General features: G+C 37.4%; 20 protein-coding genes and 3 pseudogenes. 19 read left to right on the forward strand and 4 right to left on the reverse strand.

Annotated elements, in window-relative coordinates; genetic code table 11:
• Nucleotides 1-17: 17 nt before the first annotated feature.
• The 12 genes and pseudogenes from Q5W13_RS11885 (at nucleotide 18) to tsaB (ending at nucleotide 11,999) form a co-directional block, all read left to right on the forward strand.
• Nucleotides 18-740, forward strand: a complete 723-nt coding sequence (locus Q5W13_RS11885; RefSeq protein ID WP_155594786.1) for an SCO family protein — start codon at nucleotides 18-20, stop codon at nucleotides 738-740.
• Nucleotides 741-1,274 (forward strand): DUF420 domain-containing protein, encoded by a 534-nt coding sequence (locus tag Q5W13_RS11890; protein ID WP_304446427.1) that lies wholly within the window; start codon nucleotides 741-743, stop codon nucleotides 1,272-1,274. It abuts the gene before it with no gap.
• A gap of 39 nt (nucleotides 1,275-1,313) precedes the next feature.
• The gene (locus tag Q5W13_RS11895; protein WP_304446428.1) at nucleotides 1,314-1,547 is read left to right on the forward strand and encodes a hypothetical protein; all 234 of its coding nucleotides are present in this window, start codon (nucleotides 1,314-1,316) and stop codon (nucleotides 1,545-1,547) included.
• Between the two features lie 100 nt (nucleotides 1,548-1,647).
• A pseudogene (locus Q5W13_RS11900) lies at nucleotides 1,648-2,891 on the forward strand (ABC transporter permease).
• Nucleotides 2,892-2,924: 33 nt separating this feature from the next.
• Complete coding sequence (locus Q5W13_RS11905; protein WP_304446429.1) at nucleotides 2,925-4,184, forward strand: ABC transporter permease; 1,260 nt, start codon at nucleotides 2,925-2,927, stop codon at nucleotides 4,182-4,184.
• Nucleotides 4,185-4,245: 61 nt separating this feature from the next.
• Entirely contained in the window at nucleotides 4,246-5,358 is a 1,113-nt protein-coding gene (locus Q5W13_RS11910) for an efflux RND transporter periplasmic adaptor subunit (protein WP_304446430.1), read from the forward strand.
• A gap of 107 nt (nucleotides 5,359-5,465) precedes the next feature.
• On the forward strand, nucleotides 5,466-6,170 hold the full coding sequence (locus tag Q5W13_RS11915; RefSeq protein ID WP_155594780.1) for an ABC transporter ATP-binding protein: 705 nt from the start codon (nucleotides 5,466-5,468) through the stop codon (nucleotides 6,168-6,170).
• On the forward strand, nucleotides 6,160-7,389 hold the full coding sequence (locus Q5W13_RS11920) for an ABC transporter permease (RefSeq protein ID WP_304446431.1): 1,230 nt from the start codon (nucleotides 6,160-6,162) through the stop codon (nucleotides 7,387-7,389). The genes Q5W13_RS11915 and Q5W13_RS11920 overlap by 11 nt, the downstream gene beginning before the upstream one ends.
• 1 nt (nucleotide 7,390) lies before the next feature.
• Nucleotides 7,391-8,653: an ABC transporter permease gene (locus tag Q5W13_RS11925; protein ID WP_155594778.1), complete on the forward strand. Its 1,263-nt coding sequence runs from the start codon at nucleotides 7,391-7,393 to the stop codon at nucleotides 8,651-8,653.
• 63 nt (nucleotides 8,654-8,716) lie between these two features.
• Nucleotides 8,717-9,863: pseudogene (locus Q5W13_RS11930) on the forward strand (efflux RND transporter periplasmic adaptor subunit).
• Nucleotides 9,864-9,894: 31 nt separating this feature from the next.
• Nucleotides 9,895-11,226, forward strand: a complete 1,332-nt coding sequence (locus Q5W13_RS11935) for a TolC family protein (protein WP_304446432.1) — start codon at nucleotides 9,895-9,897, stop codon at nucleotides 11,224-11,226.
• Nucleotides 11,227-11,324: 98 nt separating this feature from the next.
• Nucleotides 11,325-11,999, forward strand: coding sequence for a tRNA (adenosine(37)-N6)-threonylcarbamoyltransferase complex dimerization subunit type 1 TsaB (gene tsaB, locus Q5W13_RS11940; protein ID WP_304446433.1), 675 nt, complete (start codon nucleotides 11,325-11,327; stop codon nucleotides 11,997-11,999).
• A gap of 18 nt (nucleotides 12,000-12,017) precedes the next feature.
• On the opposite strand, the gene Q5W13_RS11945 is transcribed toward tsaB, so the two are convergent.
• The 3 genes from Q5W13_RS11945 to Q5W13_RS11955 form a co-directional block, all read right to left on the reverse strand.
• Nucleotides 12,018-12,854, reverse strand: coding sequence for a mechanosensitive ion channel family protein (locus tag Q5W13_RS11945; protein WP_155594774.1), 837 nt, complete (start codon nucleotides 12,852-12,854; stop codon nucleotides 12,018-12,020).
• A gap of 242 nt (nucleotides 12,855-13,096) precedes the next feature.
• The gene (locus tag Q5W13_RS11950; RefSeq protein WP_155594773.1) at nucleotides 13,097-13,297 is read right to left on the reverse strand and encodes a dodecin family protein; all 201 of its coding nucleotides are present in this window, start codon (nucleotides 13,295-13,297) and stop codon (nucleotides 13,097-13,099) included.
• 82 nt (nucleotides 13,298-13,379) lie between these two features.
• Complete coding sequence (locus Q5W13_RS11955) at nucleotides 13,380-14,294, reverse strand: NifU family protein (RefSeq protein WP_304446434.1); 915 nt, start codon at nucleotides 14,292-14,294, stop codon at nucleotides 13,380-13,382.
• A gap of 133 nt (nucleotides 14,295-14,427) precedes the next feature.
• On the opposite strand from Q5W13_RS11955, the gene Q5W13_RS11960 reads away from it, so the two are divergent.
• Complete coding sequence (locus tag Q5W13_RS11960) at nucleotides 14,428-15,441, forward strand: PorP/SprF family type IX secretion system membrane protein (protein ID WP_304446435.1); 1,014 nt, start codon at nucleotides 14,428-14,430, stop codon at nucleotides 15,439-15,441.
• Between the two features lie 75 nt (nucleotides 15,442-15,516).
• Here Q5W13_RS11960 and Q5W13_RS11965 read toward each other — a convergent pair whose 3' ends face one another.
• Nucleotides 15,517-16,704 carry a vWA domain-containing protein gene (locus tag Q5W13_RS11965; protein ID WP_304446436.1) on the reverse strand — a complete coding sequence of 396 codons (1,188 nt, stop codon included), beginning with the start codon at nucleotides 16,702-16,704 and terminating at the stop codon, nucleotides 15,517-15,519.
• Between the two features lie 300 nt (nucleotides 16,705-17,004).
• On the opposite strand from Q5W13_RS11965, the gene Q5W13_RS11970 reads away from it, so the two are divergent.
• The 6 genes and pseudogenes from Q5W13_RS11970 (at nucleotide 17,005) to Q5W13_RS11995 (ending at nucleotide 22,915) form a co-directional block, all read left to right on the forward strand.
• Nucleotides 17,005-18,909 carry a tetratricopeptide repeat-containing sensor histidine kinase gene (locus Q5W13_RS11970; protein WP_304446437.1) on the forward strand — a complete coding sequence of 635 codons (1,905 nt, stop codon included), beginning with the start codon at nucleotides 17,005-17,007 and terminating at the stop codon, nucleotides 18,907-18,909.
• A gap of 29 nt (nucleotides 18,910-18,938) precedes the next feature.
• A complete protein-coding gene (locus tag Q5W13_RS11975; RefSeq protein WP_304446438.1) occupies nucleotides 18,939-19,667 on the forward strand; it encodes a LytR/AlgR family response regulator transcription factor in 729 nt (242 codons plus the stop codon).
• Nucleotides 19,668-19,697: 30 nt separating this feature from the next.
• Nucleotides 19,698-20,207, forward strand: coding sequence for a gamma carbonic anhydrase family protein (locus Q5W13_RS11980; RefSeq protein ID WP_155594767.1), 510 nt, complete (start codon nucleotides 19,698-19,700; stop codon nucleotides 20,205-20,207).
• 63 nt (nucleotides 20,208-20,270) lie between these two features.
• A pseudogene (fabD, locus tag Q5W13_RS11985) lies at nucleotides 20,271-21,157 on the forward strand (ACP S-malonyltransferase).
• Nucleotides 21,158-21,308: 151 nt separating this feature from the next.
• The gene (locus tag Q5W13_RS11990) at nucleotides 21,309-22,379 is read left to right on the forward strand and encodes a Calx-beta domain-containing protein (protein WP_304446439.1); all 1,071 of its coding nucleotides are present in this window, start codon (nucleotides 21,309-21,311) and stop codon (nucleotides 22,377-22,379) included.
• A gap of 14 nt (nucleotides 22,380-22,393) precedes the next feature.
• On the forward strand, nucleotides 22,394-22,915 hold the full coding sequence (locus Q5W13_RS11995; protein ID WP_304446440.1) for a hypothetical protein: 522 nt from the start codon (nucleotides 22,394-22,396) through the stop codon (nucleotides 22,913-22,915).
• Nucleotides 22,916-22,928: the final 13 nt, after the last annotated feature.

The following is a 22,928-nucleotide window of genomic DNA, read 5'->3' on the forward strand; positions in this document are numbered from 1 at the left end:
TTGATTTGTAAACTGAAATGAAAAAGTATACATACGTTTGGGTGTCCTTGGTGATACTAGTCTTCGGAATTATTTTTGTACCTAAAATTGTGGATCGTATATCTAGCGGAACAGTGGTAGAGAATGATCGGTTGAATGTTGAACATGCAAAAAGTACATTGTCTTATATAACTTTAAATGGCGAGCAAAAACGTGTTCCTCCATTTAATTTAATCAATCAAGATAGCTTAACGATATCTAATGAAGATTATAACGGCAAGGTGTTCGTAGTAGAGTTTTTCTTTACCAGTTGCCCTTCCATTTGTCCAGTAATGACCGAAAATCTTGTGACTATACAGGATGAATTTAAAGACAATAAGGACTTTGGAATAGCTTCTTTCTCAATAACTCCAGATTATGATACACCAACAGTTTTAAAAGCATATGCCGAAGACCATGGTATATCAGATTTAGACTGGCACCTAATGACTGGTGATAAGGAGCAAATATATGATTTAGCTAATAACGGTTTTAATATTTTTGCAGCAGAAATGCCTGATTCACCGGGAGGTTTTGAACATTCAGGATTGTTTGCATTGGTTGATAAGAAAGGGTATCTGAGATCAAGAGCTGATGAATTTGGAAACCCAATAATTTACTACCGTGGTGCCATTACCGAGAAACAAGGTGAAAATGATCATGGTGAAATAGAGCAGATTTCAATCCTAAAAGAAGATATTAAGCGATTATTGGCAGAATAGATGGAGGACACGATAGCTAAAGAAAAGAAATTTAATAAATTAATCACAATAGTATCTATTGTGGTGCCAGTAGTAGTGGCCATCTTGTTTGGGGTTAAAATACCAAATGTAGAAAGACTTGGTTTTTTGCCTCCAATATATGCTTCTATTAATGGGCTAACTGCAGTTCTTTTACTAGTTGCCGTATGGGCAATAAAAAATGGTAAAAAAGAATTGCATCAGAATATAATGACCAGTTGTATTGGTTTGTCGCTCTTATTTTTGCTGATGTATATTGGGTATCATATGACGTCTGAATCTACTACTTATGGTGGTGAAGGTGCAGTGCGTTATGTCTATTTCTTTATTTTAATTACCCATATAATTCTTTCTATTGCCATTATACCTTTAGTACTCAAAACATATGCCTTTGCATATCTTAAGAAATTTGAAAGTCATAGGAAGTGGGCAAAAATTACATTCCCTATTTGGTTCTATGTAGCGGTTACTGGCGTCGTAGTGTACCTTATGATTTCGCCTTATTACGTTAGTTAAAAGAAGGTGACAAGAAGTTTAGTTTTTGAATGAATTAGAATGAAAAAGACCTTATTTGCAATACTGATTTTACTTGTTTTGTTTTTGCCTCAAAATATAGAAGCACAATGTGCCATGTGCCGTGCTTCTCTTGAAAGTAGTGGTGATGTAAAGGCCGCAGAGGGTATAAACAATGGCATTGTGTACTTAATGGCGCTACCTTATATTCTTGTTGGAGGGCTCTTTTATTTCGTCTATAAGAAGATGAAAAACAGGTCTCCGGAAGAAGTTTAACATTTTTTTTTCTGTTCTAGTGTAACAAAACCTTTTTGCATTAGTCTTGTAGTTGTGTGATATCCCCAATCGCGCTCATCAATCAATCAAAATCAACTACATGTTCGACATCGAAAGGTGGCAGGAAATCTTTGATACTATTCGCAAAAATAAGTTGCGAACATTTCTTACAGGGTTATCCGTAGCATCAGGAATTTTCATTCTCGTTATTTTATTAGGTTTTGGCGAAGGTTTTCGCAATGGTATCGCTCATGAGTTTGAGCAAGATGCTGCAACCAGTGTATGGGTGTGGTAAGTACAACTACTAAAAAATACAAAGGTCTTAATCCGGGTAGAAATATTCAGTTAACTAATGCTAATTATGAGTTCTCGGCTAAATTGCTAGAGGATGATATTCAATTTAAATCACCCAGAATTTTTGTTCGCGATGTTTCCGTTACTTATGGTAATGAGGCGCTTGTGTATCAAGTTCAGGGTATTTCCTCTCAATTCCAGTTCATAGAGAATGCAAGAATGTTCGGCGGAAGGTTCTTGAATTATCAAGACGAAACAAGCAGAGCCAAAGTAGCCGTAATCGGAAAGAAAATTGCTGATGATGTTTTTACTGACATCGACAACCCAGTAGGCGAATTCATTAAAATATCTGGACTTCCTTTCAAAATAATCGGAGTTTTCAATGAGACTGAAGATCGCGAAGAAGAACGTATATACATACCGGTAACAACTGCTCAAAGTACTTTTAATGGTGGTGATAAGGTAAATAATTTAGGGTTCACGCTTCCTCCTTCAGATAATTTTGAAGAGGTAGTTGCTAAATCCATCAAATTTAAGAATAGTCTTCAATCCTATTTACAGCAAGCCCATACGGTTGCTCCGGATGATACCAATGCCATTTTTGTATGGAGTGCTATGGAGGAAGCTAAGCGGTATTATAGTCTTACGGATAACATTGCACTGTTCTTCTGGTTCGTTGGTATCTGTACCATTATAGCGGGTGTGGTAGGAGTTAGCAATATTATGCTAATTGTTGTGCGTGAACGTACCAAGGAGATAGGTATACGAAAAGCACTTGGTGCCAAGCCGTGGTCTATTGTAGGTATGATTTTACACGAGTCTATATTTATTACATCTATTTCTGGATTTGCAGGACTCATTTTTAGCATGGGTTTGCTGGAGTTTGTGGGTCCGCATATAGAAGTAGATTATATCATGAACCCATCTGTGAACTTTACTGTTGCCATTTCAACAGTTTTTGTATTGGTATTGGCCGGAGCTGTTGCGGGATTTTTTCCGGCATGGCGTGCAGCGAATATTCATACTATTGACGCATTACGGGACGAATAAAAATATAACTGAACTAACTTCACTTTATAAATCATGTTCAATAGAGATCGTTGGAAAGAAATTTTGGAAGTACTGACCAGTAATTGGTTCAGAACCGTCTTGACCGCCTTTGGTGTGTTCTGGGGTATATTCATTTTAATACTATTGCTTTCTGCAGGAAAGGGATTGGAGAACGGTATCATGCAAGACTTTGGTGATATTTCTACCAATACCATGTTCATGTGGTCCAGAAGTACAACCAAGTCTTATAAGGGCCTTCCTAAGGGACGAAGTTTTCTTTTTAAGGTTGAAGATGTCCAAGCGATAAGAGATAATGTGCCTGAATTAAAGTTTATTTCTCCAAGAAATGAACTAGGTGGTTTTAACGGCGCCAATAATGTCGTCCGTGGAATTAAAACGGGTGGGTACGATGTGTATGGAGATTATCCTGAAATCAGCAAACAGGATCCTATGACCATGACTTCTGGTCGGTTTTTGAATTATAATGATATCAAGGAAAAGCGAAAAATAGCTATTATTGGTGAAGGTGTACGAAACGGACTTTATGATAAAGATGAAGATGTACTCGGTACGTTTATAAAAATGCAGGGTGTCAATTTTATGGTCGTCGGTACGTATAAAAAGAAAAGTAATGATGGCGATGGAGAGGAAGGTCAGAAACAGATTTTTGTGCCATTTACCACATTTTCCCAAGCTTTCAACCGTGGTAATGACGTGGGGTGGATGGCCATTACTGCAAATGACGGTACTTCCATTACAAGTCTAAAGGATAAGATAATGGGCGTTGTCAAAGAAAAGCATAAAGTACACCCAGATGATCAGCGTGCCGTAGGTCATTTTGACCTTTATGAACAATTTCAAAGGGTTCAGAGTTTGTTTGGAGCATTACGTTTTATAGCTTATTTCGTTGGAATTTTGGTTTTACTATCAGGAATAATTGGGGTAAGTAATATTATGCTCATTGTAGTTAAGGAGCGAACTAAAGAAATTGGCATACGTAGGGCCTTGGGTGAGGACCCTTGGTCTATTAAACTACAAATTTTAATGGAGTCTATTTTCCTGACTATTATTTCCGGTATGGCAGGTATTACTTTGGGTGCACTTTTCATTTATGGCGTAAATGCGCTGTTAGATATGAGCGGCCCTGTAGATATGTTCATGAACCCTAGTGTAAGCTTAGGGGTGGTAGTTGGTGCATTGCTAATCCTTATTTTTTCTGGTCTTTTGGCAGGTTTCATTCCTGCGCAAAGTGCTATTAAAGTGAGGCCAATAGATGCTCTTAGAACTGAATAATTAGAGTCGAAGTATTGAATAGAAATAAAAACGTATAGAATAACATCAATCAATCATAAAAATGAAAAAATCAGTAACCAGAATCGTTCTTTTGTTCATAGTCGTCGCCTTTGGCGGATCAATGTATTATCTATATCAAAAGAATGCCGAAGACCCAGTCGTTTACGAAACGGAGCAAGCTTCCAAAAAGACCATTGTAAAGAAAACGGTAGCTACCGGAAGTATACTTCCGTTGGAAGAAGTACTTATTAAACCTAATATTTCTGGAGTAATAGAAGAGGTATTTGTTGAAGGTGGGGATTTTGTAAAGTCCGGTGATTTACTTTGTAGAATAAAAGTAGTGCCAAATCTCAACGCTCTTAACGACGCCAGAAATATTATTGATGAGTCAAAAATAAATTTGGACGATCAGCTTCGCAATTTAGAGCGTCAAAAGGGTCTTTTTGGTAAGGGCGTGATTTCTAAAGTAGATTTAGAACGTGCGGAGGTGACGTACAATCAGGCTAAGCAATCTTATGCTGCAGCTAATAAACGCTATGACATTGTTAAGACCGGTACAACCAAAGGCTTTGGTAATGCTGCCAATACACAGATTAGAGCTACCGTTAGCGGTATGGTTCTAGAGGTTCCTGTGGAAGTGGGTAATCAGGTTATTGAAAGCAATAATTTTAATGAAGGAACAACTATTGCTGCTATTGCCGATGTAGATAAAATGATCTTTGAAGGAAAGGTAGATGAAAGCGAAGTAGGGAAAATCAAAGAAAATCTACCGTTGGAAATTACAATTGGGGCTTTAGAAGGAAAAACGTTTGATGCGGTTTTAGATTACATTGCCCCAAAGGGAAAAGAAGAAAATGGAGCTATTCAATTTGAAATAAAAGGCACCATGCAAAAACAGGATTCCGTATTTATTCGCGCGGGCCTAAGTGCAAATGCATCGGTAATTTTAGGTAGGGCAGATAGCGTATTATCTATAAAAGAAGCTTTAATACAGTTTGATGATATTACAAAAGAACCTTTTGTTGAAATAGAAAACGGAGACCAGAAGTTTGAGCGAAGGGATATTGAATTGGGTATTAGTGATGGAATTGATGTGGAAATAAAATCCGGAATAACCGAAACAGACAGGATTAAGGTCTGGAATGCCATCGAAAAAGAGGAAGAAGAAGGATAATTTAATATTTAACACAAATTTTGGAGTCCACCTTGTAACAATTAGGCAACTTACGTGTCATATTGCCAAATTGTTTTGAAAATTCCAACATAATTAACAAAACTACCATGATTGAAATTAAAGATCTTCACAAGTCCTACAAAATGGGTAGCAACTCATTACATGTCTTAAAAGGATTAAATTTTAGTATTGACGAGGGAGAACTTGTGGCTATCATGGGTTCATCTGGATCTGGTAAATCAACCCTTTTAAATATCTTGGGAATGCTAGATGAAGCCGATTCTGGATCATATACTTTAGACGGGGTTCCTATAAAAGATTTAAATGAAACCAAAGCGGCCAAGTACCGTAACAAATTCTTAGGTTTTGTATTCCAATCTTTTAATCTTATCAACTATAAGAGCGCCATGGAAAATGTGGCCTTGCCTTTATATTATCAAAAAGTACCAAGAAAAGAAAGGGAAGAGAAAGCTTTAAAATATTTAGCACAGGTTGGTCTTAAAGAATGGGCTACGCATTTACCAAACGAACTTTCTGGTGGTCAAAAGCAACGTGTGGCTATTGCCCGTGCAATGGCGGCAGAGCCAAAGGTGTTGCTGGCAGATGAGCCAACAGGTGCGTTAGATAGTAAAACTTCTTATGAGGTAATGGACCTTATTCAGAATATTAATGATAAAGGAAATACTATTCTTGTAGTAACGCATGAAGAAGACATAGCCCATATGTGCAAACGTATTGTACATTTAAAAGATGGTGTTATCGTTGAAGATAAAAAGGTAGAACAGGTTAGGGCCGCTCAGTATGTTAAATAGAGACAACTGGAAAGAAATATTCGAGACTATTCAGAAGAACAAACTTCGTACATTTTTGTCGGGGTTTACGGTTGCTTTGGGTATTCTAATTTTTGTAGTACTCTTTGGCTTTGGAAATGGCTTGATCAATACTTTTGATGATTTTTTCGGGAACGATGCTACTAATGTATTTTATGTCTTTCCAAGCAGAACAACAATGCCTTATAAAGGTTATAAGTCAAACAGAGTCATAGAGTTTGATAACAGTGATTTAGCCGATATTGAAAAGAATTTCCCTTTATTTCTAGAGTATATTAGTCCAAGAATAACCAGACAAGATACCGTAAGTTATTTGAATGAATCAAATAGTTACAGAACACTGGGGGTAGGGCCAGCTCATCAATTCAGTGAAATGACCATTATAATGAAAGGTCGTTATTTGAATAGTCAAGATATCAAGAACAAGACGAAGTATGCTGTTATTGGTAGGTTGGTAGAAGAAGATTTGTTTGGCGCCAAAAATTCTCTTGGAAAGTATATTGATGTGGGCGGAAGTTCCTTTAAGGTTGTAGGGGTGTTTCAAGATGATGGTGGTGATAATGAAGAACGCATTGTCTATATTCCTTATACTACACAACAACTGATTGAAAAAAACACGGATAAAATTGGCCAAATCGTTGTTGGTTTTAAACCGCAAATAGGATACGCAGGTGCAATGGCTTTTGATAAGAGTCTTGATCAGTTTATACGGTCCAAAAAATTTATTAATCCTAAAGATCAAAACGGAGTTTTTATTAGGAATGTAGCAGACCAGTTGAAGCAGAATCAGCAGTTTGCTCGCGTTTTACAGATAATTGTAGGTTTTGTAGCCTTCGGAACCATTATAGCTGGTATTATTGGTATCAGTAATATTATGGTATTTGTAGTGAAGGAACGGACAAAGGAACTTGGTATTCGAAAAGCACTTGGGGCAACTCCAAAAGCAGTTATTGGCACTATTTTGTTAGAGTCCGTTTTTATTACAACGGTTTCCGGTTTCATAGGTATGCTCATTGGGATAATAATTTTAAGCTCCTTGGGCGACAAGCTAAAAGACTTTTTTATTACTAACCCCTATATAGATACAAGCGTTGCAATTTCGGCCACATTTGTTCTTATCATTTTTGGCGCTATTGCTGGTTATGTTCCGGCAAGACGTGCAGCCCGTATTAAACCTATTGTAGCCCTAAGAGACGAATAATATGCGATTTATATTCGATAGAAATACTTGGCAAGAGATTTTTGGTTCCATCAGTAAGAACAAGATGCGAACCGTGATTACCGTGGTGGGTGTTCTCTGGGGAATCTTTATTTACATAGCACTTTCCGGTGCAGCCAAGGGTATGGATAATGGTTTTGAGAGTATGTTCGAGACTATTGCCAGAAATAGTATGTTCGTTTGGGCTCAAAATACGAGTATGCCCAATGAAGGTTACAAGACTGGACGGCAGATGCAGTTGAAACTGGATGATGCGGTAATGATACAAAATCGTATTCCCGAAGTAGAGTATATAGCACCACGTAACGTACGGGGCTTTTTTGGTTCTGCTCCCGCAAATATTGGTCGGAACAACAAAACAGGCAGTTATTCGCTTTTTGGTGATTTTCCTGAGTTCACAAAAATTGCACCTAAGAAAATTTATGATGGGGGTCGTTTTATCAACGATAAAGATATTGAGATGTCTAGAAAGGTGGCCGTAATAGGAGAGCGTACTCAAAAGGAACTTTTTGATAAGGATGAAAACCCAATTGGAGGTTATTTTAAAATAGATGATGTCTTTTTTCAAGTCATAGGGGTTCATAAGTTTGAACAAAGTGGTGGCTTTGGAGGAGATGGTGATATTTTTATCCCTTTTTCGACCTTTAAAAAATTATATAATACAGGTGATAATGTGGGGTGGTTTTCTATTGCAGCCTATGATAATGCAGATGTAATCAAAGTTGAAGAAAACATTAAAAATTTATTGAAGAATATTCATCACGTACACCCAGATGATGATCGTGCTTTTGGTTCTTTTAACCTAGGGGAGCAGTTCAATAAAATTGTAGGCTTTGCAGATGGTATTACCTTTTTGTCATTGATAGTGGGTATTGCCACAATATTTGCGGGCGTAATCGGTATCGGGAATATTCTATTGATTTCGGTAAAAGAACGAACCAAAGAACTTGGTGTGCGTAGAGCCTTAGGAGCTACACCTGCAGAGGTGCGCAATCAGATTATCTTAGAATCGGTATTCTTGACCGTTATTGCGGGAATCATGGGTATTATTCTTGGAGCACTTGCATTGGCGGGAATTAATAGTGCTACTCAAGATATAGACTTTCCATATACCAATCCAACAGTGCCTATACCTTACGTAATTGGCGCATTGGTCATAATGGTAGTGCTAGGAACTTTAATTGGCCTTATACCTGCTCAAAGAGCCGTGAGTATAAAACCCATTGATGCCCTTAGGGAAGAATAATAAGAAATTTTGTAACAAAACGGAAAACAACAAAACCAATAGACAACAAATACACTTGAAAAAATGAACAAGATCGTAAAATATATCTTAATTGGTATTTTGGTGCTAGGCGCTTTATGGGCCGCGGCTTTTTTTATAAAATCTAATAGTAAGGATGCAGTTACTTACGAAACAGAAACACCATTTATCACTAATATAGAAAAGAAAACGGTGGCCACGGGTAAGGTGGTACCTGAGGATGAGGTAGAAATTAAGCCTCAGATTTCGGGTATTATTCAAAAGATTTTCATGGAAGAAGGTCAAAAAGTCAAGTCTGGTGATTTGATTGCTACCATTAAGGTTGTGCCAAACGAGCAAGCTTTGAATCAGTCTAGAGGTAGAGTAAGAAATGCCGAATTGGCTCTGAACAACGTGAAGATAGAGCACAACAGAAACAAATCGTTATTTGATAAAGGGGTCATCTCAAGTCAAGACTTCAACACCTTACAGTTGCAGTACGATCAAGGCATACAGGAACTTGCAAATGCTAGAGCGGATTATCAAATTATTCGCCAAGGTTCCGCAGGTGGTTCTACAAGTGCTAATACCAATATAAGGGCTACCGTTGACGGTACAATCTTAGAAATACCGGTAGAAGAAGGTGAGTAAGGTTATTGAGAGTAATAATTTTAACGACGGCACTACCATTGCTTCAATAGCCGATTTGAGCAAGATGATTTTTGAAGGTAAGGTAGATGAAGGCGAAGTGGCCAAACTAGAAATAGGTACCCCCTTAAAAATTAGTTTAGGTGCGGTAGAAGGTGCCGAGCTGGATGCCAAATTGCGATTCATTGCCCCAAAAGGAATAGAAGAAACAGGAGCCGTACAATTTAAGATTGAAGGTGATGTAGAGGTTAAGGAAGATATTTTTCTTAGAGCAGGATATAGCGCCAATGCTTCATTGGTTTTAGAGAAAAAGGATGATGTTTTGGTCATACCTGAAGCTTTATTGCAGTTTGATAAAAAAACAGACGAACCTTATGTTGAGGTTGAAACTGGTGATCAGGAGTTCGAAAGAAAAGATGTTGAAATAGGGATTTCAGATGGAGTAAACGTTGAAATCGTTTCTGGCCTAACGGAATCGGATAAAGTTAAAGTTTGGAGTAAGACAGAGCCTATTAAAAAAGGAGAGGACGAAGAAGAAAAGGAAGAGGCAGATAGTGAAGAGTAACAATCATCAATCATAATCAAAAAATCAAAACATGAATTTTAAACTAACAGCATTGCTGCTCTTATTTTCTATTGGAGCGGTTAGCGCACAGCAGAAAAATTGGACGCTGCAGGAATGCGTAGAGTATGCGGTAGAACACAATCTATCCGTAGAACAGTATGAATTAGACTTGCAGAATGCGCAAATTGATAAATCTGACGCGGTAGGTGCAATGTTGCCCGCGGTCAATGCTTCTTCGAGCGTTACGGGTAGTACTGGGCTTTCATTTGACACGACAACCAATCAACCGGTAACTACTACGATTTTATCAGCAAGTGGAGGGATAACTTCTTCGTTGACACTTTTTGACGGATTAAGAAACCTGCATCGTTTGAATCGGGCTAAGTTGAATGCGATATCCAATCAATATCGCTTAGATGACCTTAAAGATGATATTCGTTTAAACGTAGCCAATTCCTATTTACAGATACTTTCTAACAAAGAAACTTTAAAAGTATTTGAGGCGCAATTTGCCGTATCGGAACAGGATTTAAAACGGTCAAAGGAATTGGTAGATGCAGGGGTACTGCCTAATGGCGATTTACTGGAAATAGAAGCTACATTGGCGAATCTGGAACAGCAGATTGTAAACACGCAGAACCAAGTTTTAATTTCCCGAATTAACTTAGCGCAACTGCTTCAAATCACGGATTACGAGAATTTTAATGTTTTGGAAGCCGATTTTGAGGTCCCTCCTTCTGAAGTTCTTACAAAGTCTCCAAAAGAAATTTTTGCTGAAGCTTTGACTTTTAGGAATGATATTAAATTTTCTCAGTCCGGAATAGATTTGGCTAATAAAGATTTAGATATCGCCAAAGGTGCCGTTTATCCTACTTTAGGCGCAATTTTCAATTATAATACACGGTATTCTGATCAGGGTGGTTTGCTGCCTGTTGCGAGTTTTATAGACCAATTGTGGATAAATGATGGAATTTCATACGGAGCCCAATTAAACATTCCAATCTTCAATGGTTTTGCGGTCAAGAACAACATCAAAAGGTCTAAAATCAATGTGGAGAAAGCAAAACTACAATTAGAGCAGGATAAATTGAATTTAGAGACGAATATCAATCAGGCATATGTAGATGTAACAAGCTTTTCAAAAGCATATGATGCAGCTCAAAAAACTTTGGACGCAAGACGTTTGGCTTACGATTATTCAAAGGAACGTTATGATGTAGGTCTTATGAACGCTTTTGATTTTAGTCAAGCACAATCTAGAGTAGACAATGCAGAGGCTGATTTGATTAGAACTAAATACGATTACATTTTTAGACTTAAAGTATTGGAGTTTTATTTTGGCTTGCCTTTAGAGTTGAAATAAGAAGATTATTGAACATAATATAAGACCTGTTTGGTGTAATACCGAGCAGGTCTTTTTTTATATGTAAATTAAACCTTCTCATGTATCTTTGCAGCCTTATGAGCATAATATTAAACTTAGAAACGGCAACTACCAATTGTTCGGTGAGTATTGCCAAAGAGGGACGGATTTTAGCAATTAAAGAGCACGATACGCCTAATTATTCACATTCGGAACAACTACATGTCTTCATCCAAGAAGTGCTTAAGGAAGTAAATATAGATGCTTCTGAATTAGATGCTATTGCAGTTAGTAAAGGTCCGGGTTCGTATACAGGTCTCCGAATTGGTGTTTCAGCTGCTAAAGGATTATGCTTTGCTTTGGATATCCCTTTAATTTCAATTGCAACGCTTAGTAGTATGGCAGCCCAAGTAATATCATCAGATATTGATTATATCATTCCTGTTTTAGATGCACGCCGTATGGAAGTGTATTCAGCAATATTTGATAATGATAAAAATGAGGTAAGAGCTACAGAAGCAGAAATTATAGAAGAGAATTCTTTCTCTGAATATTTAGAAAAGGGAAAAGTGATTTTGGTGGGTAGTGGTGCAGAAAAGTGTAAAACAATGCTGTCACATGCTAATCTTAGTTATAATACGACCATTGTGCCTTCGGCCAATGAAATGGTTCAGTTATCTTATAAAAAATTCAAAGCAGGCGAGTTTGAAGATGTCGCCTACTTTGAACCGTATTATTTAAAAGATTTTATGCTACAACAGAAAAAAAAATAATTCTGTTCGTGTCTTAGTCTATGCTTTTAAGGGTTGACCTTTTACATGTACATCACGTTGTGGGAATGGTATTTCAATACCTTCTTCATCAAATCTTCTTTTAATTTCCTCTAGTATAAAAAAGTGAGCAGCCCAAAAAACGGAGTTCTCTGCCCAAAATCGAAGGCTCAGGTTTACTGAACTGTCGCCTAATGCATCAACATAAACCTCTGGTTTAGGGTCTTTAAGTACATTCTCGTTTTTCTGACAGATATCAAGCATGATATCTTTGGCAGCCTTAATATTAGAGCTATATCCTATACCAACTTTAATATTATCTCTTCTTGTAGGCATGGCACTATAGTTCACGACATTATTGTTTGATAATTGTCCGTTGGGTATAATTGCCAATTGATTACCGAATGTAGAGAGTTTTGTATAGAAAATAGTAATTTCCTTTACGGTTCCATCTACACTTTGTGCTGATATAAAGTCGCCTATTTTAAATGGTTTGAATAATAGTATAAGTACACCTCCTGCAAAATTGGAAAGTGATCCCTGTAGTGCTAAGCCAATAGCCAAACCGGCAGCACCTATTATAGCAATAAGTGATGATGATTTAACGCCCAACTGGGTAATCACCAAAACAAAAAGTAAAACCTTAAGAGCTATATTTATAAAACTTTGTAAAAAGCTTTCTAAGGCTAAATCGTAATCTTTCTTTTCAAAGAATTTACGAACCATTTTATTTAGAAAGCCAACTATCCAAAGGCCAACGACTAAAATGATAATTGCCATAATTAAATCAGGCAAAACCTTCCATGCCCATTCTATTGCCTTGTCTATATGTTCTTGATAATTTGCGAATTCTTCCATTTATTTTTTATTTATGTGGGCAACTTACTAAATACAGGGGCCTCAATCAAGCTCAAATCATTAAACTATTGTTAATGGAGCCTGTATAAATCGAATGAGTCAACACTTTGTTTATATGTGTTCAAAACGCAATGTGCACCCAATAATTGTTGTAGGTACTAGATGCTTTTTTTAATCATTTTAGAGGTAAAAAAAAGCGCCGCAATATATTGCGGCGCTCTCTACTAAACTGTTTTTCGTGTTTACTTGATTTCAAAAGTAATTTTGACGTTCACACGATAGTTGTCCATTTTTCCATCTTTTACGGTAGCACTTTGCTCGTTGATGTAAACCGACTTTATATTCTTTACTGATTTAGAAGCTTGAGCTACTGCTTGTTTAGCTGCATCTTCCCAGCCTTTGTCAGAATTTGCTAAAACTTCTATTACTTTTAAAACTGCCATAATAATTTATTTTTATAGTTTCCTTGAAATTACAAAATAATTGGACAGGTTTGTTGATTCTAAGCCAGTAAAAATTAGCTCATTACCCGTTTACAGCAACTACTTCGTTTACTTTGTCTCCCATCATATTCTTTAACATGGTCTCAATACCATTTTTTAAAGTGAAGGTAGAAGAAGGACAACCGCTACATGCGCCTTGTAAAATAACATTTACAGTCTTACTTTCCTCTTCGTACGATTGAAAGAGAATATTCCCGCCGTCACTTGCAACTGCAGGCTTTACGTATTCCTCAAGAATATCTACAATTTGTTGTGAAGTATCGTCCAATTCTGCAACTGGTTGACTTGGAGCGGAACTATCTTTAGCTTCTTCTTTTGTTTTGGCTATTGCGCTTTCGGAAACAGCTTCATTACCATCGGCAAGATATTCACGTATGTGTTCGCGTAATGGCATGGTAACGTCTTCCCACTCAGCAACGTCATACTTGCTAACAGAAACATAATTAAGGTCAAAGAAAACTTCTTTAACAAACGGAAAGCTAAATAACTGTTTAGCTAATTCAGAATTTTTGGCCTCATCTATATTCTTAAACTCAAAAGCACCCGGAACAATAGGTTTGTTGGCTACAAATTTCATTACTGATGGGTTGGGGGTAACCTCTGCGTAAACTGTAATGGCCACTTTTTTGGAAGTTTCCTCTTCTTCATTTACAATAGGTTCATCAGCATTTAGATACTCAACCAACTGTTGGGCAACTTCGTCTTTTACATCATCCCATTCAACAATGTCAAAACGCTCGAGTCCAATAAAGTTTCCAGAGATATATACCGTTTTGATAAACGGAAGGTAAAAGAGTTGTTGGGCCAAAGGTGATTTTTTGGCTTCGTCTATATTTTTGAACTCGTAGTTCTTGTTTTTCGTTAAAAAGTGATTCGTCTCAAATTTTAGAATCGCAGGGTTGTTGGTTTTAACAACCGTAATTGTATACTCCTTCATGGTGTCAAAATTTTTGTAAAAATACAACCTATTTTTGAACAGTCCGTATTGATTTGTCTATATAATAATGTTGAGTTTCAACCGTTATACCTTATATTTAGTCGATAAAATAATCATCCTCTATATCCAACAGATGAAATACCGTTTACTGCTATTGCTAGCATCTCTTTCCTTTGCATTTCAATCTACTGCACAAGAAGGGATACCTGTATATTTTGATTACTTATCGGATAATTATTATTTGGTTTATCCATCAATGGCCGGTATTAGTGAAGGAGGGAAAATAAGGGCTACTGCAAGAATGCAATGGTTTGATGTAGATGATGCTCCAAATTTACAGACTATAAACGCCAATTTTAGAATCGGAGAAAGTAATAGTGGAGTAGGAGCCATCATTTTTAATGATGCCAACGGGTACCATTCGCAAACTGGAGTAAAGGTTACGTATGCCCATCATTTAAAATTGGGTGGCGACGGGCGAAACTTAAATCAACTTTCATTTGGTTTAAGTCCTACATATTTACAAAGTAGTTTAGATGAGTCTGAATTTCGTTCAGATGTGCTCGATGATGCTATTTCTGGTATAAAACTGAGTGAGGGCTATTTTAATGTAGACTTAGGTTTTTCATATAATTTAATGGAGTTTTATGCTCATGTGGCGGTAACCAATCTGTTAGGTAGTGAGCGTAGTCTGTATCGCTATGGGAAAGGAAATGACCAAATACCTGTAATTGATAACCTAAGGAGATATTTGTTTTCGGTAGGTTATGTTTTTGGTAAACAAGAATGGCAATTAGAGCCTTCAGTTTTGTTTCAGATGAGTGAGTTTACAAAAGAAAAAACAATCGATTTAAATGCGAAAGTTTACAAAGATGTAGATTTTGGACGTATTTGGGGAGGATTATCATATAGAAGAAGTTTTGAAGGTGGGCAATTTGCAACCGCAGATAGCTTTGGAGAGCAACGCTTGCAATTGATTACTCCTATAGTTGGAGCCAATGTTGGAAACTTTATGGTTTCGTATAACTATTCTTATCAGTCAGGCGATATTCGTTTTGATAGTGGTGGATTTCACCAAATAACATTGGGTTACGATTTTGGTCAAAAAGAACGTAGATATGATTGCTATTGTCCTTCGGCACAATAGGTATTTGAAAATACAAGCAAACAAAAAAGCATCCCGAAATTTCGGGATGCTTTTTTGTTTGAAGTAAAGTGGTGACTATTCTTCCCACTTGTAATCTTTTTTTGCAGCTTGCTTTTTAATTGCTTCCAACATAGCATTTTCAAGTTCTCCTTTTCCTCCTTCTTTCTGTTGTTCAGCAATGAATTTTTCACGTTTGGCATTTAATGTTTGAATCTCTTTCTGTATTTTGGTTCGGTCAGATTTTTTTTCTTGAACGTAAGACTCCATTTCGGCCTTCGATTTTCCTTTCAATTCTTTGGGTAGTTCGTCTTGTTTTACCTTGGTAATGTCAAAAGATTCATCATCAGAGGCATCAACCAAATCCCAATTTTTATTTTTATAAAGTCTAGAGCTTTTGCTCACCGCCCGTTTTACCGCAACTGCTTCTTCTAATTCATAGGCATTGCTGTCTTGGGTGGATTGTTTTTCCATTTTAGCACTTCCCATTGCTCCGTATGAAATGTACGTTTTGTTCAATTTTGAGTTTAGTTGTATGATGACATCATCATAAGGCGTATCAATATGAACTACCTTTCTATTATGGTCAATAGCAATGTACTCGCCTCCGGTTAGTGTAGCGCCATTTTTCCAATCAGAACTAATTCCTTGCTCATAGTTTCCGCAGTAAATAGTGTTAACTACAATGTCTTTTACTTTGGCATTGGTAACTGCATCCTTGTAATTTAACTTGCCTTGTGTAAAAGGTTCGTTGCCTGCAATAAAAATCATTTTAAGGTTATCTGGGTTTTCTCCCCAATTCAATTGTTTTAATGAGGTATGGATAACCTCGCCGCAATACTCCTCTCCACCATTCGTGGTTAATGAGAACAGTTTCTCAGATATTTCGTCTAAGTCTCCGCTAAAGTTTAAAACCTGTTGAATATATCCTTCTCTTGAAGATAAATTGTCGTTACCATATTGGTAAAGTGCAATTTGTAGTTCCGGCCGTTCCTCATTGCCGCATTTAGCATAGGTAAACTTGTTTACGATATCCCAAAGCTGCGATTTGGCCTGGTTGATAAGGCCATCCATACTATTACTGGTGTCTAGTAGTAAGGCAATCTTTACTGTGTTGGTTTTTGGTTTTTCGTCATTTGTTGTTGTAAATGATTGGGCCAGTACCGCTTCTGTAGTTGCTTTTTTTGGTTTTAGCTCACAGCCGTACATACCAGTTAAGGCAAATGACATAAAAGCTAATCCAAGAATCTGTCGTGTGTTTTTCATAATTATTTTTTTTGATGCTCTATTCAGAGATGATTAATTTGTTTGTATTTATCGTTGTTGATGAGGTAAAAGTAAAGGCAACTAATTTGCTGTAAAACCTATTTTGAGGGAAGTGGCGTTTTAAAAGAGGGAACGTTCCTTTTGAATGCGTGAAGCCTTTAGAAAGGGTAATTTTTTAAGTGATTAGGTGTAAAGGGCGTTTTTTAGTGCCGCATAATTCAACTAAGTTTACGTTGTACAAATAATTAGATGCAATCAATTCGCTACATATTGTTTTTCCTTTTTATAGGATGCTCCACAATGAACTCTTGGGCGCAAAGAGAGGTGGGGCGTAGTAAAATGGCCATGCCTCAAAATAACCTGCATCAAGTATATTTAGATTCGGCCAATACCTATAAACAAAGTGATATTGAAAAGAGTATTGATTATATCACTAATTCCATAGCAGTTCTTGGGAAACGGGCGGATAAAAAGTCGCTTTCGGAATCTTTGGTGGCTTTGGGAGAAGTATATCGATACCACAATCAATATGATTTAGCAATCACCAACTATAAAGATGCTTTAGAAGCATATAAGGCCACCCGGACAACTTTGTTGCTAGCTGAAGCTTATATTCTAAATAAACAGTTTTCAGAAGCCGAAAAAGAACTTCAGCCTTTATTAAAAATTGAAGGTCTTAAGCCTTCTCAGAAAGTAAGTTTAAATGAGAACTTGGGAGACGCATATAGGGGATTAGGGCTAGTGGAAAAAGCGGTAGCATTTTATGAAGAAGGACTTGTAGTTGCAAGAAAGAATCAAATAACTCCTAAGCTGGCAGACCTTAATTCCAAGATTGCCGATACCTATGCCCAAGATGATAAATTAGTTGAGGCAGGTGCCTATTATAATAGTTCTCTTCAGTTAACAGAAGGTTTAGAGCCTAAGCGTGCCGTACAAGAAAAAGAGAAAGTTGCTGATTTCTATAATCAGAAAAGCCAATACGGAGCTGAAATTGAACTGCGTAAAAAAAGCCTTAATGAGCTAAAAACTCTTCCAAAAGGAAGAACGACCAAACGAGAAGCGCGAGGAGATTTTGACTCCATTACTTCTCAGCGTATCAACTACAAAATTGCCAATGCCTATATAGCTCAGGACAAGTATGACGAGGCTATTCCGTATTTGAAAGAGAGTATAGAAGAAGCAGATTCTGAAAACGATTTGGTGGTGCAAAAAGAAGCAACGCGTAAACTTTCGGAGGTTTTTGAATATAAAGGAGACTACCCAAAGGCTTTTGAGAGTTATAGAAATTACGTGTCTTTGGTAGATACTTTGTATGTGCGAAAAGAACAAGAAATATCTAGGGCAGCCAGATTTAACCGAGAGATTTCTTCTAAACAAAACCGTATTTCTGGTCTTGAGCAAGAAAGAGAGTTGTCCCAAAGCAAGTATGACTTGGCATTGACGGAACAGGAATTGATACAAGAGAATAACAAACGCCAAAAATGGATTATCTACTCCCTTATTTTTGGTATGATATTGCTGGGGCTGGCGGCATTTTTCTTTTACCGTAGCAATCAGCAGCAAAAATTGGCGAACAACCTTTTGGCTTTGAAATCCTTGCGTTCGCAGATGAATCCGCATTTTATTTTCAATGCCCTTAACTCCGTTAATAATTATATAGCCAAGAGTGACGAGCGCAGTGCTAATCGGTTTTTGAGTGAGTTTTCGACCTTAATGCGATCAGTGTTGGAGAATTCTGAGGAAGATTTTATTCCGCTTGCTAAAGAATTAGATTTGTTGGAGTTGTATGTGAAGTTAGAGCATTCTCGTTTTCCTGATAAGTTTGATTATGAGCTGAATGTAGATAAAAGTATAGATGTTTCAACTTTTGAAATCCCGCCTATGCTACTTCAGCCTTATATAGAAAATGCTATTTGGCATGGGCTAAGATATAAAGAAGAAAAAGGCTTTTTGAAAATCGATGTAAAACCAAAAGGGACTACATCTTTGGAAATAATGATAACCGATGACGGTATCGGGAGAAAAAAATCCGCAGAACTAAAAACTCAGAACCAAAAGAAACAGAAGTCAAAGGGTATGGGGAATATCAAAAAACGAATTGCCATTCTAAATGATATGTATAAGAATAAGGTAGATGTTACTATTTCTGACCTTACTGTAGATGGTTCTGGAACAAAAGTGCTGTTCGTTCTTCATAAAGACTAAAAAGATTCTATTCTATTTAAAAACTTGCCATGAAATTGAATGCCATAATTGTAGAAGACGAAGCCAATAGCCGTGAAATATTACGAAACTATTTAGGTAAATACTGTGCGGATGTAAATTTGGTAGGAGAGGCGGCATCGATTCAAGAAGGGCTTGAGCTTATTCAAAAGCATGATTTAGATTTCGTGTTTTTAGATGTAGAGATGCCTTTTGGAAATGCCTTTGATTTATTGGACCAGTTGCCTGACCGTACTTTTGAGACGGTTTTTGTAACGGCTTATAATCAATATGCAATGGATGCTTTAAACAGCCATGCTGCCTATTACCTTATGAAGCCTATAAATATTGATGAATTGATTAAGGCGGTAAGTTATGTGCAGGAAATCAAGTATAAAGAAAATGAATTGGCAGATACGGTATTACAGCCAAAACTAAAATCGGTAGAAGGGAAAATAACTTTGCCGCAGCAAGATGGCTTTCAGGTACTTAATGTTACGGATATACTCTATTGTAAGGCCGATGATAATTACACCGAGATTTATCTAGAAAATAAAAAGATTCTAGTGAGTAAAACTTTAAAGTATTTTGAAGACGCGCTTGCCGGTTTTTCGTTTGCCCGCATTCATAAATCGTATTTGGTAAATGTGAACGAGGTAGTAAAATACAGAAAAGGAAAGGGAGGGAGTGTGGTAGTCTCTAACGGAAAAGAGTTACTGGTCTCGGCTTCAAAGAAGAAAGACTTTTTAGCGTATTTTTAAAAGCTCTGAATTAAGATAAAACGAATTAAAATGATAAAAACGATTAACGGGAAAACACCGCAATTTGGTGACGATTGTTTCATTGCAGAAAATGCTACGATTGTAGGAGAGGTAACCATGGGCGATCAATGTAGTATCTGGTATAATGCTGTACTTAGGGGAGATGTACATTTTATTAAAATGGGCAATAAAGTAAATGTGCAAGACGGAGCCATAGTGCATTGTACATATCAGAAATCGCCAACTACCATTGGCAATAATGTTTCTATAGGACACAATGCTATTGTTCATGGGTGTACTTTAAAAGATAATGTGCTCGTAGGTATGGGGAGTATAATTATGGATGATTGTATTGTGGAAAGTAACAGTATCATTGCAGCTGGTGCTGTGGTAACAAAAGGAACCCATGTGCCGGCCGGCAGTATATTTGCGGGGACGCCAGCTAAGAAAATAAAAGATATTAGCCCTGAACTCAGTTCAGGGGAAATTGATCGTATAGCAAACAATTACGTAATGTATTCCAGTTGGTTTAAAGAGTAGGAAACGGTACTTGAGACTTGAACTTAATTTGCTATTTTTGCACGCACCAAAAAACGAAAAATAATGAATGCATATATATTTCCCGGACAAGGGGCGCAATTTGTTGGTATGGGTCTAGACCTCTATGAAAAATACCCATTGGCACAAGAGCTTTTTGAGGAGGCAAATGAGATTCTTGGTTTTGCTATTACAGATATTATGTTTGAAGGTACGCCCGAAGACTTAAAGCAAACTAAGGTTACTCAGCCGGCCATTTTTTTACATTCGGTTATTTTGAGTAAGGTAATGGGCGATAGTTTTAAGCCAGATATGGTTGCAGGCCATTCATTAGGTGAGTTTTCGGCCTTAGTGGCTAATGGCTCTTTAGGTTTTGAAGATGGATTAAAATTGGTTTCTCAACGTGCTTTGGCTATGCAGAAAGCATGTGAGCTTCAGCCAAGTACAATGGCTGCGGTTTTAGGGCTAGAAGATGCTATAGTAGAGAAGATATGTGAGGAAACCCAGGTATTGTGGTAGCGGCAAATTATAACTGTCCTGGGCAACTAGTGATATCAGGAGAGGTAGCAGCTATAGATGTAGCTTGTGTTAAAATGAAAGAAGCAGGCGCTAGAAGAGCTCTGGTACTTCCTGTAGGTGGTGCATTTCATTCGCCTTTAATGGAGCCTGCTCGTGAAGAATTGGCCGCGGCAATTGAGAATACCACTTTTGCAACGCCTAAATGTCCTGTTTACCAAAATGTGACGACTGTTGCGGTAAGTGATGCTGTTGAAATTCAGAAAAATCTAATTTCTCAATTGACTGCTCCTGTAAAATGGACGCAAAGTGTGGAAAATATGGTAAAAGACGGAGCTTCCCTGTTTATAGAGGTTGGTCCTGGGAAAGTGCTGCAAGGCCTGGTTAGAAAAATAGCTCCTGAAGCAAAAAGTCAGTCGGCAGATATCCCAAGTTGATGTTTAATCCGTATATGATGTAGTTCGTCCATAAAACCTTGATTTAACCCCAAAATTACGGTAGTGGACATTTTTTTTAGTAATATTGACGCCCAATTAGCCACGACCTACTTTATTTGCTGTGAATTGAATCTTTGTTCAAAGGACAGTTATGAAATTGAAAAAGAAAAAAGCTTGCTTAGCCCATAGTTTAAGAGCACAGGGAAGAGTTATTTTATTGTTTATATTGTTTTTGGGTGTTGGCTTTGCTGCTAATGCTCAGACAGTCTCTATTGCACGTACTACACCCACAGAACCTGTAGAAGGGGCTGCCGGTGTCGGTGGTTCGTATACAGTTACTAGAACCGGAGGTTTTTTATTGCCTACCACTGTTACGCTAAGTATTACGGGCACAGCTACCCCTACTGATGATTATAAGGCTCTCACCCCTACTGTTACTTTGACCGCTGTAGCCCCCAGTGAATCTTTTGATATCAACATAAATGAAGATGATTTAATTGAGCTAGGTGAAACTATTATTATTACAATTAGCAATGTTAGTATTGGAACTATAAGTCCGACTGCTAGTAGTGTTACTTTTACCATACAAGATAATGATACTGGTACTTTTACCTTAACCACTCCAGAACCTGAAGCAGCTGAAGAAGGTACGGTTAGAGGGCGCTATTTACTTTCACTGGACAAGGAGAATGCTACTGGAACAACAATTACAATACCATACACTTTAGGGGGTAGTGCAACAATTATTTCTGATTATACAACAACAGGTCAAACGGGTCAATTTACTTTTCCTCCAGGTCAAGCTGCTAGAGCTTTAAATATTAATGTTATAGACGATGCCATTGTAGAGCCCGACGAAACGGTTACTTTAACATTAGGAGCTCCTAGTAATACAGCGAAGTTCAACTATGTGGCCACACCACTTGCTCAACGAACAGTTACTATAGAAGATAATGATTGTGCAGCGGGGGATGTTGCTCCTGTTTTAAATGCAGCTACAGCAGCATTTTGTGATGATTTCACGACAGACTTAGATTCATACTATGATGGGGCACGACCTACAGGGGCAGTCCTAATATGGACTACCAATAATACAAATCTATTATTGCAATCGGATTGGGCACCTAGAACAGGACTTAGTCCTGTAAGTGCACCTATGGAAATTATTATGCTTTTTTCTGGGATGAACCTAATAATTGTACTAGTCCATCTTCGGCCATAACTATTACGCAGAGTTTGTCTCCATCCGCAGGTACGGTAACTACACCACAAACTGCATGTAATAATGCAAGTAATATTTTTGGACCTATTTCTATAAGCCTTAATAGTGCGAGCGTAATTACGGGTCAAGATGCAGGTACTTGGGCATGGACTTCTGGTCCAACAAATATTGCTCCTGTAGGGGCAAACGCTACTGTAAATTTTAGTGGGCAAGCTGCTGGAACTTACGTTTATACTTTTACTACAAATGGTGCAGTAGAACCATGTACTAATAAATCAACAACAGTTACTATTAATGTAGCTAATTGTGATCCATGTACCGCAGGAAATGCTGCCCCGGTATTAGATACAACGATTCCGCGTAGATTTTGTGATGATATAACAACGTCTTTGAATGACTACGCTCCTAACAGTGGGCCAAATGCTAGCGTATTACGTTGGTCAACAACTGATGTGAAGCCTGAAGAGAATTTTGTTACGACCTCTAGGGTAAATGATCCATTCTTAAGGTACTTACTACTATGGCTTTTATTATGATGCGATAAATAAT

Origin of the sequence: Zobellia laminariae (assembly GCF_030553095.1) — a bacterium.
In the GTDB taxonomy this organism is placed as follows: Bacteria; Bacteroidota; Bacteroidia; order Flavobacteriales; family Flavobacteriaceae; genus Zobellia; species Zobellia laminariae.